The organism is Ideonella sp., from assembly GCF_036277275.1.
GTDB lineage: Bacteria > Pseudomonadota > Gammaproteobacteria > Burkholderiales > Burkholderiaceae_C > Ideonella.
Window position 1 is genome coordinate 35,562 of sequence record NZ_DASUNH010000139.1, and the last position, 16,367, is coordinate 51,928.

A 16,367-nucleotide genomic window follows, 5' to 3' on the forward strand; every position below is an offset into this window, starting at 1 on the left:
CCGGGCCCCTTTGCGCGCCTGGCCGGCGCGCGAGGGGCCCGCGGCCAAGCGGCGTTATGCTGACTGCATGGCACTCGAAACTCTGGAAGGGCAGACCGGCCCGCAGCCGCAAACCTGCATCATCGTGCTGCACGGCCTGGGCGCCGACGGCAACGACTTCGTCCCCGTCGCACAAGAGATGGATTTGCGCCCCGTCGGCGCCGTCCGCTATGTGTTCCCGCACGCGCCGATCCGCCCGGTCACGATCAATGGCGGCAGCCGCATGCGGGCTTGGTACGACATCCTCGGCACCGATCTGGCGCGCAAGGAAGACGAACCTGGCCTGCGCGCCTCGCTGAGCGAGGTGCAGGCACTGATCGACCGCGAGGTTGCGCGTGGCATCGCCGCCGAGCGCATCGTGCTGATGGGTTTTTCGCAGGGCTGCGCCATGACGCTGCTGGCGGGCCTGCGCGCCCCCCAGCGTCTGGCTGGGCTGGTCGGGCTGTCGGGCTACCTGCCGCTGGCGGCCAGTACCGCCGCCGAGCGCAGCGCCGCCAACCAGCACACGCCGATCTTCATGGGCCACGGCCGCCACGACCCGATCGTGCCGCACGCCGGTGGGATGGCCTCACGCGACGCACTGCGGGCGCTGGGCCACGAGGTCGAGTGGCACGACTACCCGATGGAGCACTCGGTCTGCGCCGAGGAGATTGCAGACCTGAACCGCTGGCTGCTGAAGGTGCTGGCACCGAAGCCGGCCTGAGCGCTTACTTCGAGCCGCTGGCAGGTGCGGAAGCCGGTGTTGCCGGGATCAGCATCACATCGGCCTTGCCACCGACACAGCCGGTGGTCTGGCCCTTGGCGCAGGGCTGCGCGTTGTCCGGGAACTTGCGCACGTGCCAGCCCGGCCGGTAAATCAGCAGCATCCACAGGGCGACGACCGTGGCCGCGGTCACGGCGACGATGATCAGGCGCTGGCGGCGCGAAGTGGGGCGGTAACGGTCGCTCATCGGCGCGATTGTCCCAGCTGTTCGCCTGTCAGTCGGCGATGGTGTCGACGACCACCGGGTCTGCCGGCTTGCCGGCCGCGCGCATGTTGAGCCAGGCACCTGCTGCACCACAGGCCGCGATCACGCCCATGCCGACGAAGGCCCAGCCATCGGGCACCTGGCGAAAGATCAGCCAGCCGGCGATCGTGGCTACGGCGATTTGCAGGTAGACGAAGGGCATCAGCGTCGCCGTCGGCGCCAGGCCCAGCGCGAGGATCAGGAACAGGTGGCCGACGGTGCCCAGTGCACCGATCGTCAGCATCAACCCGATCTGCCAGGCCGGCGCGACCTGCAGCGTGGCCCACACCGGGATCGGGCTGGCGAGCAGGAACGGTGTCAGGATCAGCGTGCCGGTCAGGCCGGTATAGAAATGCGTCGCATACGGGCTCTCGCTGCCCGACAGCCGCCGCGTCAGCACCTGGAAGCTTGCATAGAACAACGCACCGGCCAGCGGGAACAGCACCGCCCAGCCGAACACGCCCGAGCCGGGGCGGATGACGATCAGCGCACCGATGAAGCCGCCGGCCACCAACGCCCAGCGCAGCGGGCTGACCTTTTCGTGCAACCACCAACCGGCCAGTACGATGACGAGCAAGGGCGTCAGCATGTTGATTGCGGTGAACTCCGGCACCGGCATCTGCTGCACGCCGTAAAAGCTCATCGCGCTGGTGGCCGCCAGCAGCCCGCCCCGGATGAACTGGAAACGCGGGTGGGTGGTGGCGAATGCGCGCCAGCCGCCGCGCACAGCCAGCCACACCGCCATCACGGTGGCCTGGAAGCCGTAGCGGGCCCAGAAGAACAACAGCACCGGCATGAAGCCGCCGAGGTAGCGGCTGCTGCTGTCCATCGTCGCGAAGCAGCTCGCCGCCAGGGCGATCAGGGTCACGCCGAGCAGTGGGCGTGGGCGCGGCAGCGTACCGGCCGCGGCTCTCTTCACGAGACGGCCGTGTCGGCGGCCAGTGCGCCCGGCTGACCGGCGCGCGGGGGGTGCCGGCCCGACAGCGTGTCGGCCCAGACCGACCACAGCGGTTCGACCTTGCCGGGCAGGTCAGGCAGGGTGCCGAGCGGCACGCGGCTCTCGTCGGGGGCGTGGAAATCGCTGCCGCGCGAGGCGAGCAGATCGAACTCCAGCGCCATGTCGGCGTAGCGCGCCACTTCGTCCGGGAAGTGGCTGCCGCAGGTCACTTCGACACCGCGGCCGCCATGGGCCTGGAACTCGCTGAACAGTGCGAATTCGACCGTCGGCGTGAAACGGTAGCGCGCTGGATGGGCGATGGCCGTGACGCCGCCGGCGCCGTGGACCCAGCGCAGCGCTTCGCCGAGGCCGGCCCAGCGGTGCGGTACGAAACCGGGCTTGCCTTCCTTCAGGAAGCGGCCGAAGACCTCGTGAACGCTGCCGCAATGGCCATGCTCGACCAGGAAACGCGCGAAGTGCGTGCGCGAAACCAGCTCGGGGTTCGGCGCCAGCGCCAGTGCGCCTTCGTAGGCACCTGGAATGCCGGCCTTGGCCAGGCTCTCGCCCATTTCCTGGGCGCGGGTGATGCGGCCGGCACGCAGGTTCGCCAAGCCGGCGACCAGCGCGGGCTCGTCGGGGTCGAAACCGAAACCGAGGATGTGCACCGTTTCGCCGGCGAAACTGACCGAGATCTCGACCCCGCTGACATAGGCGATGCCGAGCGCCTCGGCGGCGGCGCGAGCCTCGCCCTGGCCCGCGATTTCGTCATGGTCGGTCAATGACCACAGCTGCACACCGCCTTCGTGGGCCCGCTGCGCCAGCGCGGCGGGGCTCAGGCTGCCGTCCGATGCAGTCGAGTGGCAGTGGAGGTCGGCGTTCAGCAAATGCACGCCGCCATTGTAAAAAATGACGCCTGCCCCGCGCTGGCCAGGGGGTTAGCGGCGCTGCAGCGGGTGTCGAAACGGCGGTCGAGCAACAGCGAAGCCGGCTCTAGCCGCCGCGTGAGGCATAGATGCGGCCGCCGGCGGTTGACTGGAACTGCTGCACCAAGTCCATCCGGCGCGGGCCCGTCCAGTCGGGATGCGACAGGTCGATCACGTGGCATGAGACCGGAGCGTCGAGCAGTGCCAACAACTCGGCCCAGTCGTGGCGCGGGCCCGGCTGGTCGAGCGAGGTGGAGCGCTCGATCACCAGCAGGTGCAGCACCCAACCGCGGGCACGGGTGTCGGTCTTGGCCAGCAGCCAGGCGCGGCCGATCGCCGGTTCGCGCTTGAGCCGCTCCAGCAGGGGCCGCAGCGTGCGGCCACCCATCTTGGCCGGGCCCAGGATCTGCTGGCCGGAGAAATCGGTCAGCACCTCCATCGCCTTGTCGGTGTCCCGCTCCAGCTCGGCGATGCGCAGGCGCACCGCACGCAGCGCCTCGATGCCTTCGCGTTGGATCAGTGCACGCTCCAGCCGCCGCGCGGCGGGCAGCGCCCAGCTCAGGTCGTTGCTGTCGACGGCGCCGCCGCCCTTGGACTCTTTCGCATCGTCGTCGGACAGTTCGCGCAGCAGACCCAGCGCCTCGTTGGCGTCCGGTGGCAGATCGGGCAGCAGGTGGCGCGACGGCAGCAACCCGCGGGCATCGAGCAGCGTGCAGGCCAGCAAGTAGCGCGCGCCCGGGCTCTTCGGATGGCGGGTGACGGCTTCGCGGGCGATCGGCACCGCGCTGGCCGGCCCCTGCACCTGACTCGCGGTGCGGATCCACAGCAGGTGGTCGTCGAGCGCCAGCGGCCGCGAGGCGTGGCTTTCGGCCAACTCGGTCAGCAGCTTTTCGCGCTCGCGGTGGGTGCGGTGCACGTCGGCCCATTCGGCCGCGGCCGCGCGTTGCCAGTGGGCGTCGAGCAGGTCGATCCAGCCGTCGAGCTGGCGGCCCAGCAACGCGTCGGCCGCGCTGCGGCCCTCGCTGGCACGCTTGGACAAACGGGCCGCGTCGCCGGTCAAGGCCAGGCGGTCCCGCAAGGCTGCGCGCAGGTCACCTTTGGGTGGCAAGGCTTGCAGCGAATCGTGCAGCCAACCGGTGGCCTGCGGGTGGCGCAGGCTGGCGCCGATCAGCGCCCGCAGCTCGCGCAGCGGCAGCACATTGGGCAGGTGCGACTCGCGGGCGCTGGCCCAGCGCTGCGGCCAGAACACCTCGTCGAGGAAGCGCTGCTGCACGGCGGGGCCCATCAGCGCGGTGGCCAGTGCCGGTGCGCCGCATTGCGCCAGCACCAGCCGGTCGGCAGTAGCAGCCTCTTCGCGGCCCAGCACCACGGCACGAGCGTTGAAACGCGGCAGGAAGCGGTTCATGAACGGCGCCAGCACCGCGTCCTGCCACCACGGCAGCAGGCGCGACGGCGTCCACACGGCCGCCAGCGCAGCCCAGGTGCGGCGCTGCCGCTCGACCCACGCAGCAGGCTCGCGCATCGCTTCGCGCCAGTCCGATTGCCGGCGCAGCGGCACCAGTGCATGGGCCACCAGCGCAGCCAGCGGCTCGGTGCCGAGCGCCATCATCAACGGCAGGCCGATCACCAGCACATGGCGCGGCCAACCCAGCACACCCAGGCGCGGCTGCATCACCAGCTTGACCTCGAGCGAGGCGTCGAAACGCAACTCGTCGATCGGTGCGGCGTCCAGCGCCGAGCGCGTCTTCTCGACCAGCGCGTGCACTTCCTTGGCCTGCTGGGGGCCGACCACGACGCCGTCGGGTTCGGCCGCCCGCAGGCGAAGCGCGCGCATCAGGGGCCAGGCCGCCGCCAGCAACGACAGGCCGAAGATCAGCCAGAGCGAGCCCCAGGAACCGCGCAGCCAGCCGAACAGCGACACCAGCAAGCCGATGGCCAACACGACGCCCAGCGCGGCGACGGCGCCCAGCGCGATGGCGGCATCACGCCCGGTACGCCGGGCAAATTCGCGCGGCCGGTCGCGCCAAGAATTGGTATGCCGACCCACCTGGCGGCGAAACCATGCGTCATCCATCATTCGTGGAAGCGTTTTTGACTGCAGAACATCTGGGGCCGATTGTCCGCCCTGTGCGGGCAGCGGGGCGTGACGTCGTGCGCGATGTCAAGCGCCGTGATCGCGCGATGTGAAACGTCTTGTGACATGCGGACAATGCATGCGCCACCGATGGCGCTGAATCGGCCCCAGCCGTGTTCAGCGTTCGATGCGCAGCAGCTGGCCGCTGTCGGTCAGCAGGTAGATCCAGCCGTCCGGCCCCTGGCGCACGCAACGCACGCGGGTGTCGAGCATGCCGGAAAGCGGCTCTTCGCGCGAGACCTCGCTGTTGCCATTGAGCACCACTCGCCACAGCGTCTCGCCGGCCAGCGCACCGATGAAGGCGCTGCCCTGCCATTCCGGAAAGCCTGCCCCGGTGTAGAACAGCAGCGAGCTCGGCGCGGTCGAGACCGGTACCCAGTACGACACCGGCTCGACGTAGTTCGGCGCATGGGTGCCGCCGCCGATGCGGCAGCCGTTGCCCACGGGTGAGCCGTATGGGCAGCCGTAGCTGACCAGTGGCCAGCCGTGGTTGCCGCCGCGCTGCACACGGTTCAACTCGTCACCGCCTTGCGGCCCGTGCTCGGTGCTCCACAGCTCGCCGGTCGTCGGGTGCAGGGCCAGCGCCTGCGGGTTGCGGTGGCCGTAGCTCCAGATCTCGGGCCGGGCGCCCACGCCCAGCGCCGGGTTGTCGGGCGGAATGCTGCCATCGGGCCGGATGCGCACGATCTTGCCCAGCGAGGTGACCAGGTCTTGCGCCGGGTTGCCCAGTTGACGCTCGCCGAGGGCAACGAAGAGCGTGCCATCGGCGGCAAAGACCATGCGCGAGCCGAAGTGGCCGCTGCCGGTGGTCTTGGGCACCTGGCGGTAGATGACCTCCACGCCCTGCAACGTGTTGCCGACCAGCCGGCCCCGCGCGACCGCGGTGCCCGAACGGCCGAGGTCGGGGCCGCTGCCCCGCTCGGAATACGTCAGATAGACCCACGGCGTCGCCGCGAAATCGGGGCCGAGCACCACGTCGAGCAGGCCGCCCTGGCCATCGGCGACGACCGTCGGCACGCCGCTGATCTCGGCTTCGATCGTGCGGCCATCGGCGGACACGCGCCGCAAGCGGCCCGATTTTTCAGTCACCAGCATGCGGCCGTCCGGCAGGAAGGCCAGGCTCCACGGGCCGGACAGGCTGCTGTTCAGCGTCGTCAGCCGGGGGGCGCCGGGCGGCGGCGGAGGTGACGGCGCCGCCTCGCTGCCGCCGCCGCCACAGCCGACCCCCATCGTCGTCCACGCGGCGGCCAGCGTGGCCCAGCGCGCGGCGCGGCCGAGCCACTCGCGGCGCGGTGGGTCTTCGGGTGGGGGCGGGGCGGGGGGCGGCGTCGACATGGTGGGTCGGATGTTGGCACCGGCAGGCGGGCTTGCCAACCACGGGGTGTTGGCAGGGTGGCCGGTGGAGCGCAGCCGCCATGGACGACAGCAATCGACGTGCCGCCCGCGGCGCACGGTCCGTCGTCTGCTCCGTCGTCCTACACCGATTGCGCGTGCGATCCGATGGCGCGCGCCGTGGGTGTTCGCGAGCATGCGAGAACCCCTAGCTCCCAGGAGGGACCCATGAGCAAGCTGTCCGTTTCCCAACTCGCCCTGGTGCCGGCCGTGGTGACCTTGCTGTTGACCGGCGTGCCGGCCCAGGCGGCCACCTCGTCGGCGCCCACCGCCAGCCAGGCTGCCCGCGCCAAGTACGCCCGTGACACGGCCCGTTGTCGCACCTTGCCGGTGCATTCGACGGCGCGCGCGAACTGCCTCAGCGAGGCCAGCACCGCTTTCGCCCAGACGCAGCCCGACAAGCCTGAAGAAGCGCCGGCCCTGCTGGTGCAAAACGCGATGCGCCGTTGCGACCCGCTGCCGGCCGTCGAGAAGCAAGACTGCCTGGCCCGCATGCGCGGGGCGGGGACGGTGAGCGGCAGCGTGGCCAGCGGAGGCATCCTGCGCGAGCTGGTTACCCGCGAAATCGTCGTCGATCCGGCCGCGTTGCCGCCCACAGCGGCGGGCACGGCGGCCTCGGGCGTGATCACGCCCCCTGCGCAGCCGATGCCAGCGCCGCAGCCTGTGGCACCCGTGCCGGCGCCGACGCCGGCGCCACAGCCCGCGCCCCCGGTTCCCTCGGCGCCCCCGGTCGAGCAGGTGCCGCCGGCGGGTTACCCGCCGCCGCCGATGCGGCCGACGCCTTGACGTGGATGAGACCCCGCCCGCCGGTTTCGCGGCGCGGGGTCGATCGTCATTGCTCGCGGCGCGGGCTACTGCTTGAAGAACGGCGTGATCGTGTCGATCCAGTCGCGCTTCGGGACCCATTCGTTGCCGCGCTGATAGATCACGCCGTACTCGTTGGGGTTGCCTGCGGCGCGGTACTCCCAGTACGCGAAGCCGAGGCGGTTGGCCACCAGGTGCGACAAGACCGCCTTGACCGCCCAGCGGCTCGGGTCTTCGCCTGAGCGCACGCCCACCTGTTGCACGAAGACCGGCACCTTGTGGGTGGCGCGCAGGTCCAGCACCTTCTTCGCGCGGCTGCGCAGCTCGTCCAGGCTGGCTTCGTTCGCACCGCGCTTCGCGTGCAGGAAAAGATTGCCGGTATAGACCACATCCTTCCATTGGGGGTCGTAGACCTGACGGATCGCCGGGGCCCGGTAGGCGCGGCCGCCGATCAGCAGCGGCACGCCCGGCGCTGCCTCGCGGATGGCGTTCATCACTTCGGCGTAGAAGGCCTTGATCTGGTCGTCCGGGACGCCCGGCGGGTTCGGCTCGGGCAAGGGCTCGAACATCCCGATGTAGGCTGTGTCACGGTAACGGTCGGCAATGAATCGCCAGACGGCGATGAACTTCTGCCGCGCGGCCTTGTCGGTCCAGAAGTTGTGGCCCTTGGGGTATTCGCCGCGCGGGTCGCAGTACTTGCGCTCCTGCGCGTCCTGGGTGCCGTTCTGGCCGCAGTCCGAATCGATGAACAACACGATCCACAGCTTGGCCGCCGAAGCCCAGCGAATCATTTCGTCCAGGTGCTTCAGGTGGGCGGGATCGATGCCTGCGGAGGTGCTGGCGTTGTCGTCTCGACTGTCGACGCCCCGGCCTTCGTACCAGCCCCACCAGCGCAACGGGATGCGGACGACGTTCGCCCCCTGCGCCGCATTGTCGGCAGCGTCCGACGGCTGGGCCTTGCCCCAGTGGCCCCAGTTCCAGCCGCGCAGCAAGATGGGGTGTCCGCTGGGATCGACGATCTCCTGGCCCTGCACCGACAGGTGCGGCGCAGCGAGCGCTGCAACCGGAAACGCCATTGACAGCGACAGACCAAGCGCCAAGGTCATGGATCGAACAAGCATGGAGTCCTCCTTGACTTCGATGGTGGGTCTCGTGGCAATCGGCTTGCCTGGCAGTGGCCTTGAAGCTCCAGTGTGCGCGCCGCGTGTTGCTGCTGCTCGCGATGGATGGAAACAAGCCGTTAGAGCTTCGACGCCAGTGCACGGCGCAGCGCCGGCGCGAGGCGGGCGACCAGGCCGGCGATTTGATCGGCCGGGCTGCCGGCATATGACAGTACCAGGCCGCGTCGCGCGGTGCCGACGCAGTAGACCGACAACGGGATCGCCGTGACGCCGAGGGCCCGGCAACGCAGCGCGAGGGCCTGGTCGTCGACCTGGTCGGGCAGCCCGATCGTCAGGTGCACGCCACGCGCGCCGCCCAGCAGGCGCAGGCGCTCGGGTGTCTCCAGCAGATCAGGCAGGTGCAGCCACAGCGCCTGCACCAGCGCTTCGCGCCGCGCGCCGTACTCGCGCCTCAGCGCCCGCACATGCGCGGCGTAGTGGCCCTCGGCGATGAAGCGTGCCAGGCCATGCTGCACCAGCTGGTCGCCGTCGCGGTAGAAGTCGGCCGAAGCGTTGCCGAACACACCGGCCAGGGCGATGGGCACGACCATGAAGCCGACGCGGATGCCGGGGTACATGGTCTTGCTGAAACTGCCGAGGTAGAGCACCCGGCTGCCTGCGCCGACATCGCCCTCCAGCCCTTGCAGTGAAGGGAAGGGCATGCCGGTGTAGCGGTACTCGCTGTCGTAGTCGTCCTCGATCAGCAGCGTGCCGTGCTGGCGGGCGTGGGCCAGCCAGTCGAGCCGGCGCGCCAGCGGCATCACCGCGCCGGTCGGGAACTGGTGAGACGGCGTCAGGTAGGCCAGGCGAGGGCGGGGCGCGCCGCGGGTGGGCGCAGGGGGCACCGGCAGCCCGTCATCGTCGACGTCGATCGGTTGCAGCGTCAGCCCCAGGTCGGCCAGCGTCTGGCTCGCGCCCCAGTAACAGGGGTTCTCGATCCACACCCGGTCGCCGGGGTCGCACAGCAGCCGGGCGATCAGGTCCAGCGACTGGGCGGTGCTGTCGGTGATGATGACCTGCTCGGGCTCGCAGTGCACGCCGCGGGTCGCGCGCACATGCTGCGCGATCGCCTGTCGCAAAGGCGGCGCGCCACCGGGCTCACCGGCGTCAAGCAAGGCCGCGTCGGCGTGGCGCAAGGGCTGGGCGAGCAGGCGATTCCACAGCGCATGCGGGAACAAGTGGGCGTCGAACAAGCCTGGGCAGAACGGCTGCCGGCTCCAGAAGCGATGCAGCGGGTGCTCCTGGTAGCGCTGGCCGCGGGCCGACAGCGTGGGGGCGGGCAGCGGTGCCGCGTCGACCTGTGCGCGGGTTGAACCGGCGCTGACGCGCTCTGGTGCCACACGACAGGCGTAGGTGCCCGAGCCCCGGCCGGCGACGACGAAGCCCTCGGCCGCGAGCTGCGCGTAGACCGCCACCAGCGTGTTGCGCGCCACGCCCAGGCGCTGCGCCAATGCCCGGGTGGCCGGCAGGCGTTGACCAGCAGCGATCACCCCCTGTAGAACAGCATCACGCAAGCCCTGCGCCAGACGCGCACCGAGCGGCTGGCCGGGCTCGGTGTCGCCCCGGGCGGTCAGCCAATCGGACAAGGTATCGGTCAGCGAAGCCTGCGTCATTGTTCACATCCGCCCATGCGTCGCCCCAAAGTGGACCAATCAAGGAAGCGAAGATTGGCCCAATCTAATGGGCCATTTCAATCCTATCATCCGGGCTCGACCGCTATGCCTTTACCCATGAGCCCGATCACGCCCCTGCCCCCCATCGACCGTGCGCAGGCTTCTGCCGCGTTGTCCCGCCTGGGCGTCAAAGCGGTGGAATGCGCGCTGGGTGATTTCACCTCGCTGGCGCGCGGCAAGCGGGTGAACCGCGAGGATTTCCTGTCGCTGGGCGGCTGCAAGCTGCCGTCGGTGATCCTCGGCCTGACGCTGACGGCCGGTGAGCCGGACGAGGTCTTCGGCCCGATGCTGCCGACAAGCTACATCGACATGCACCTGGTGCCCGACTTGGCCACACTGGCGCCACGGCCCGGCCGCCCGGGCGAAGCCACGGTGCTGTGCGAGCCGACCGGCCGCTGGTGGTCCGCCCACCACGGCCGCGAGATCGATGCCAGCGAGCTGTCGCCGCGCGCCGCGCTGCGCCGTGTGATCGCCGGCTTTGAAGCGCAAGGCCTGCAAGCCCTGGTCGCACCCGAGCTGGAACTCTTCCTGCTGCACCGCGAAGAAGCCGATGGTCGCGTGCACCTGGGCAGCGCCCGCGCCCACAAGGGGGCGCTGGCCCGCGAGGGCGCGTGCGAGGCCTTCTCGCTCGAGCGTGCCGGCCACTTCGAGGCCTATTTCGACGAGCTGTACGCGGCGTGTGAGGCGATGGCGATCCCGCTGTCGGGCCACGCGCATGAATCGGCGCTGTCGCAGTACGAGGTCAACTTCCGTCCCGGTGCGCCACTGGCCCAGGCCGATGCGGTGTTCCGCTTCAAGCGCGTGGCGCGCGAGATCGCCGCCCGCCATGGCTTCCTGGCCAGCTTCGCCGCCAAGCCCTTCCTCGATCAGCCGGGCACCGGCATGCACTGGCATTTCAGCGTCCAGCGCCGCGCCGCTGCCGGCGAGTGGCCGCACCTGTTCGCCCATGCGACAGGCGATTCGAGCGACGAACTGGGCCACTTCGTTGCCGGCCTGCAGACCCACACGCCGGCGGCGATGGCGTTCTTCGCACCGTACGACATGGCCTACGACCGCATCGCGCTGAGCGACGCGTCGCCGTCGCATTCGAGCTGGGGCCCGGAAGACCGCTCGTTCGCGTTCCGCATCCCCAGCTCGGGCCCGCAGGCCCGCCGGGTCGAGAACCGCCTGCCCGGCGGCGATGCGAACCCCTACCTGACTGTCGCCGCGACGCTGGGCCTGGGCCTCGCCGGCCTGGCCGCTGCGCAAGCCCCGCACCCGGGCGCCGACGACGCGCACGCGCTGCCGCGCACGCTGCCCGCCGCGCTGGACGCGCTGACCGCCAGCCCGATGCTGCGCGAGTTGTTCGGCGCCCCGCTGGTCGATGCCTTCGTCGCGATCAAGCGCCACGAGCATGCCGAGCGCGCGAAGCTCGCCGACCCGCGCCACCAGTGGGACCTGACCCACCTGGTCGAACTCGCCTGATTCCCTTTCCTCAACCACTACTCTTCTTCACCGCACCTCGCGGGCCGAGCGCTGGGCCGCTCCCGAGCCGGCCCGCATCCCCTCGGGGGATCGGCTGACGTACTCGTCGGACGAGGGGCAGAAAGTTCATCATGTTCCGCAGCAGCCCCCAACACACCGACACCTACTACGCCGCCACCTCGCGTGAATGGCAGGTCAAGCGACCGGCGCTCGACGAACACCTGAGCGTCGACGTCTGCGTCGTCGGTGCCGGCTTCTTCGGCCTGTACTGTGCGCTCGAGCTGGCCCGCGCCGGCAAGAAGGTGGTGGTGCTGGATGCCAGCCGCGTTGGTTGGGGCGCCTCGGGCCGCAATGGTGGCCAGATGATCATCGGCTTCCCGTGCGGCATGCAGCGCTTGAAGGGCGTGATGGGCTATGAGCGCGCGAAGGAAATGTTCGACGAATCGCGCCGCGCGGTGCGCCGCATCCGCACGCTGATGCGCGAAGAGCAGATCGACTGCGACCTGGTCGAGGGCCACCTCGAAGTTGCCGTGCTGCCGCGTCGCATCGGCGACCTGACCGGCTGGATCGAGGAGTGCCAGCACGAGTGGTTCTACGACAAGCTGCAGTTCGTCGACAAGGCCAATCTGCCGAAGTACCTGAACTCCGACCGTTACCAGGCCGGCATCATCGACCCCGAAGGCGCGCACATCCACCCGCTGAAGTACGTGCTGGGCCTGGCCCGTGCGGTCGAGTCGGCCGGCGCGCGCATCTACGAACAGACCAAGGTCGAAGGCTATGAAGAAGGCCCGAACGGCATCACCGTGAACGTGGCCGGCGGCCTGAAGATCAAGTGCGACCAGATCGTGCTGGGCGCCAACGCGTATGTCGACCAGGTCGAGCGCAAGCTGTCGTCGCGCATGCTGCCGGTCGGCACCTTCATCGGCGTGACCGAGGTGCTCGGCGAGTCGGTCTGCCGCAGCATGATTCCGAAGAACCACGCGGTCTACGACAACCAGTTCATCCTCGAGTACTTCCGCACGACGGCCGACCACCGGCTGCTGTTCGGTGGCAAGTGCACCTACCTGGGTGGCACGCCGACCAACCTGCCCGAGGCGATGAAGACCAACATCAAGCGCGCCTTCCCGCAGCTGAAGGACGCGAAGATGGACTACGCCTGGGGCGGCCACATCGACATCACGATGCGCCGCATGCCCGACTGGGGCCGCCGCAACGACCGCGTTTTCTGGGCCCAAGGCTTCTGCGGCCACGGCCTGGTGCCAACCCGCGTCGCGGCCACGCTGGTGACCGAAGCGATGCAAGGCAACACCGAGCGGCTGGACTGGTTCTCCGGCATCGTCAACCCGCCGTTCCCTGGCGGCGAGCGCCTGGGTGGGCTGATGCAGGCGGTGGGCATGGGCTGGTACCGGGTGCGCGACTTCGTCTGAGCCGCAGGCTTGGGCGCCGGGGCATGGTCCCGGCGCTGCGAGTTACTTGTAGAGCACCTGGGCCTTCAAGTTTTCATAGACCTGGCCGCCCAAGCGCTGGTAGTCCTTCAGGATCTCAGGGCTGCATACGGCGACCGAGGTTTTGTCCTCGAACGTCCGGCGCACTTGCAGGACGTTGCCCTTCAGCGAGTAGCTGGCGTCGTATCGCTGCACGCTGTTGGAGAGAGAGGCCTTGTCCGGCAGTGACACGACCTTCATCTTCTTGGGCAGCTCTATCGTGTACTCCTCGACGGCCTTGCCGCTGGTGCAGGTGCCGGCGTGTTCTACCGGCTCGCCTGTGTCGGGCGCAACGATGCTGGCGATGACCAATCCGCCGAGCAGCGGTGAGACGTAGAACGCACCACTGCCGGGGAAACGTATGAACTTGTCGGCTTGGTCGATGACGAGCTTCACGCGGTATTGGTCGGACAGTTCGGTGGCGTCGTCCATTTCGACACGGCCCTTGCCGCTCATGCCCATCGACCGAAGCATGTTCTTGACCATGTCTTCGCGCGACTCTGTCGTCTGGTTGCGAGCCCATTCACGCATGCTGACGGCGGTGTCGCCCTTGAAGTGCGCTTCCACGGTGCCGGACATGGAGCCATCCGCGCCGATCTTCAGCTTGCTCACCGTTCGTTGTTCGCTCGCCCCGGATGGCACGGGCAACTGGCGCGGCGTGGTGTCACTTCCGACCAGCAGCACAGGCTTGCCGCGCAACTGAGGCGGCAAGCTGCCGAAAGGAGTGATGTTGGACGTGGAGTCAACGTACAGCTTCAACGACGGGATGTAGTTGATGACGTGGTTGACGCTGCTGACCCGAGGCACCCGTGGAAGCGTGTAGACGGAACCTGCATTGACGAGGGCTTGCTGGCTTTCGATGCCGCGGGCCGCGAGCAGGGCCTGCAGCAGGGTGGCGTGGTCCTTGCAGTCGCCCATGCGGTTGTCGATGACGAAGTCGAGGTCGCGCGGCACGACAGTCCCTACGCCGACACAGTTGCCGCCGTATGTGATCTTGGTCGCCACCCATTCGTAGAGCGAACGGGCTTGCGCGGCGGGCTCCTGGTGGTTGCCGACGATCTCTGCGGCCAGTTGCTTCACGCGTTCGGTAACGGCCGCTTTCGGCGTGGCGCGAAGTCCGTATGCGTCGGCAATGGCGACGTAGTCCTTGAACGTTGAGAAATCGAAGCCGACCTCTTTGTCCGGGTCGTAGACGGAGTAATTCGCTCGGTCGTTGCGAACAGGCTTCGGATTGGACCAGCGCCACTGAACGGTTCGCCGGCCCGTGGCTGCAGGCGGCTCGCTTTGCTGCATGTCGCGGGTTTCGAAGCGGGCCTTCAGGGCCGCCGGGTAATCGATGCTGACCCTCACGTCGTCGTAAGCGCCTTGTCGCGAGAAGGTCTGTCCTGCATCGAATTGGCCCGGAAAGATCGGCTCGCTTTGCGAGACGCGGTAGGAAAACACGACGGTGTCGCCAACCGCCACGTCCGGGAAAACCACCGACAACGACGAGAAGTCGGAAAACGCCGGGCCTCCCGGTTCGCGTCCCTTGTTGATGTTGATTTGATAGTTCTCTTTGGGGACGTCGATTCGTCGCCCATCGGCCTTGCGGGTGTAAGCCTCGAGCACCTCCGCCTTCTGCACGCTGGTGCTGTAACTGACGTTGGCGCGCTTCACCCAATCAATCGCTTGTGTCTTGAGGACGGTGGTGGACCACGACCGTGTTTCACTCGATGTCACATCGTCGTTGATCACGTAGTCGACGTGGTAGTGGCCAAATCGAATCGGCAAGTCCTGAATCGGTTCCGGCTCGCCGGTCTTGGCTGCGGTGCTGTTCACCGTGGCAGCCAGGATCAGCGGCAAGGCAAGCCGTTTCCATCCGTTCTTCATGGGATCCCTTCCCTCTGTGGGTATCTGGCAAGGCACCACGCCTGGCCCTGGAATGAGGCAACCATCGTACTGGAGTGACGGCGCTGCGAAGACCCCTCGTCAGCGCTTCAATCGCGTTGATGTCCTCGACGTCGATGCACTGGGCTCGCTGCCGATGTAGGCCCGCAGACCGTCTACCAGCGCTGCAAAGGCCACGGCGCAGCGCGGGCTGTCGCGCAGGTCGGCGTGCATCGCGATCCAGGTGTCGAGCGGGAAAGCGAACGGTTTCGGCAGCACGCGCACCAGGCCATCGCGCCGGGCGAGGCCGACCTGGCAGACGCCGAGGCCGAAGCCGGCGCGGATCATCGCGAGCTGCGCCAGGTCGCTGTCGGCTCGCAGCGCGAAGATCGAGCGGTCGAAGCCGCCGATCGTCGACTGCATGCGCCGCAGGCGCGCGGTCTCCTTGTCGAAACCGATCAGGCTGTGGCGGGCCAGTTCGTCGACGTGCTTCGGCGTGCCGCAGCGTGCGAGGTAGTCCGGCCGGGCGTGCAAGCCCAGCTCGATCACGCCGACGCGGCGGGCGATCAGCGCGCCTTGCGTCGGCCGGACCATCCGCACCGCGATGTCGGCCTCGCGCCGCAGCAGGTCGTCCATCTGGTTCGACAGCATCAGCTCGATCACCAGCTCGGGATGCTCTAGCCGCAGCGCGGCGAGGATTGGCGGCAGCACCTCGACGCTGACCACCTCGCTCGCGGTGATGCGCACGGTGCCACGCACGCCTTCGCGTTGGCCGCTGGCGGTGCGCAGCAGGGCCGCGGCGGTGTCGGCCAACCCGATCGCATAGGGCTTCAGCGCCTGCGCCGCATCGGTCGGCGCGAAGCCGTCGAACGAGCGGGTGAACAGCTTCAATTGCAGTGCGGTCTCCAGCGCGTCAATGTGACGGCCCAGCGTCGGCTGGGTCAGCCCCAGCACCCGTGCCGCAGCCGACAGGGAACCTTGGTCCAGCACGGCCAGGAACGAGCGGTACCACTGCCAATCCGGTTCCATGGAGGCTATTCAATCATGAATAGCTGCTAGCCGAGTATCGTCAATTTTCTTTTGCCATGGGGATTCGCACACTGCTTTCCATCGCAGACCAAAACCCCCGCTGAAAGGAAACTCCGATGTCCACCGCCCCCGCCAAGACCGCCCCGAAGATTGCCCTGTTCGGCGCCGCCGGCGTCATCGGCCAAAGCATCGCCACCGCGCTGCGGGTCCAAGGCCGCGCCTACCGCGTCGTCGGCCGCAGCGAAGGCAGCCTGCTGCGCCAGTTCGGCGGTGACCCGCTGGCCGAAGTGAAGACCTGGAACCCCGATTCGCCCGCCTCGGTGCAGGCCGCGGCCGACGGCATCGACACGCTGGTCTACATGGTGGGCGTCGACTACTGGCGCTTCGAGCTGCACCCGCAGCTGATGCAAAAGACGATCGACGGGGCGATCGCCGCGGGCGTCAAGCGTATCCTG

General features: G+C 68.8%; 14 protein-coding genes. 5 read left to right on the top strand and 9 right to left on the bottom strand.

Annotation, left to right across the window (positions count from 1 at the left end; all coding sequences use genetic code 11):
- Positions 1-67: 67 nt before the first annotated feature.
- Positions 68-742: an alpha/beta hydrolase gene (locus tag VFY73_RS24375; RefSeq protein WP_329723731.1), complete on the top strand. Its 675-nt coding sequence runs from the start codon at positions 68-70 to the stop codon at positions 740-742.
- 4 nt (positions 743-746) lie between these two features.
- Here VFY73_RS24375 and VFY73_RS24380 read toward each other — a convergent pair whose 3' ends face one another.
- The 5 genes from VFY73_RS24380 to VFY73_RS24400 form a co-directional block, all read right to left on the bottom strand.
- Complete coding sequence (locus VFY73_RS24380) at positions 747-989, bottom strand: hypothetical protein (RefSeq protein ID WP_329723733.1); 243 nt, start codon at positions 987-989, stop codon at positions 747-749.
- 28 nt (positions 990-1,017) lie between these two features.
- The gene (locus tag VFY73_RS24385; protein ID WP_329723735.1) at positions 1,018-1,914 is read right to left on the bottom strand and encodes a DMT family transporter; all 897 of its coding nucleotides are present in this window, start codon (positions 1,912-1,914) and stop codon (positions 1,018-1,020) included.
- Positions 1,915-1,961: 47 nt separating this feature from the next.
- The gene (locus VFY73_RS24390) at positions 1,962-2,873 is read right to left on the bottom strand and encodes a PHP domain-containing protein (RefSeq protein WP_329723736.1); all 912 of its coding nucleotides are present in this window, start codon (positions 2,871-2,873) and stop codon (positions 1,962-1,964) included.
- 100 nt (positions 2,874-2,973) lie between these two features.
- Complete coding sequence (locus VFY73_RS24395; protein WP_329723738.1) at positions 2,974-4,983, bottom strand: hypothetical protein; 2,010 nt, start codon at positions 4,981-4,983, stop codon at positions 2,974-2,976.
- 174 nt (positions 4,984-5,157) lie between these two features.
- Positions 5,158-6,375 (bottom strand): PQQ-dependent sugar dehydrogenase, encoded by a 1,218-nt coding sequence (locus VFY73_RS24400; RefSeq protein ID WP_329723740.1) that lies wholly within the window; start codon positions 6,373-6,375, stop codon positions 5,158-5,160.
- A 225-nt stretch (positions 6,376-6,600) separates the two neighbouring features.
- On the opposite strand from VFY73_RS24400, the gene VFY73_RS24405 reads away from it, so the two are divergent.
- Complete coding sequence (locus VFY73_RS24405) at positions 6,601-7,218, top strand: hypothetical protein (protein ID WP_329723742.1); 618 nt, start codon at positions 6,601-6,603, stop codon at positions 7,216-7,218.
- A 65-nt stretch (positions 7,219-7,283) separates the two neighbouring features.
- Here the strand turns inward: VFY73_RS24405 and VFY73_RS24410 are convergent, their stop codons facing one another.
- The gene (locus VFY73_RS24410) at positions 7,284-8,357 is read right to left on the bottom strand and encodes a glycoside hydrolase family 5 protein (protein WP_329723744.1); all 1,074 of its coding nucleotides are present in this window, start codon (positions 8,355-8,357) and stop codon (positions 7,284-7,286) included.
- A gap of 119 nt (positions 8,358-8,476) precedes the next feature.
- Complete coding sequence (locus VFY73_RS24415; protein WP_329723746.1) at positions 8,477-10,009, bottom strand: PLP-dependent aminotransferase family protein; 1,533 nt, start codon at positions 10,007-10,009, stop codon at positions 8,477-8,479.
- 117 nt (positions 10,010-10,126) lie between these two features.
- Here VFY73_RS24415 and VFY73_RS24420 point away from each other — a divergent pair, with 117 nt between their 5' ends.
- Both VFY73_RS24420 and VFY73_RS24425 read left to right on the top strand, forming a co-directional pair.
- Complete coding sequence (locus VFY73_RS24420; protein ID WP_329723748.1) at positions 10,127-11,533, top strand: glutamine synthetase family protein; 1,407 nt, start codon at positions 10,127-10,129, stop codon at positions 11,531-11,533.
- 131 nt (positions 11,534-11,664) lie between these two features.
- A complete protein-coding gene (locus VFY73_RS24425; RefSeq protein WP_329723750.1) occupies positions 11,665-12,960 on the top strand; it encodes an FAD-binding oxidoreductase in 1,296 nt (431 codons plus the stop codon).
- A 42-nt stretch (positions 12,961-13,002) separates the two neighbouring features.
- Here VFY73_RS24425 and VFY73_RS24430 read toward each other — a convergent pair whose 3' ends face one another.
- Both VFY73_RS24430 and VFY73_RS24435 read right to left on the bottom strand, forming a co-directional pair.
- Positions 13,003-14,886, bottom strand: coding sequence for a DUF3857 and transglutaminase domain-containing protein (locus VFY73_RS24430; protein ID WP_329723752.1), 1,884 nt, complete (start codon positions 14,884-14,886; stop codon positions 13,003-13,005).
- A gap of 99 nt (positions 14,887-14,985) precedes the next feature.
- Complete coding sequence (locus VFY73_RS24435) at positions 14,986-15,912, bottom strand: LysR family transcriptional regulator (RefSeq protein ID WP_414654520.1); 927 nt, start codon at positions 15,910-15,912, stop codon at positions 14,986-14,988.
- A gap of 116 nt (positions 15,913-16,028) precedes the next feature.
- On the opposite strand from VFY73_RS24435, the gene VFY73_RS24440 reads away from it, so the two are divergent.
- Positions 16,029-16,367, top strand: a 339-nt coding sequence (locus VFY73_RS24440; protein ID WP_329723754.1) for an NAD(P)H-binding protein, incomplete at its 3' end; no start/stop codon positions are given.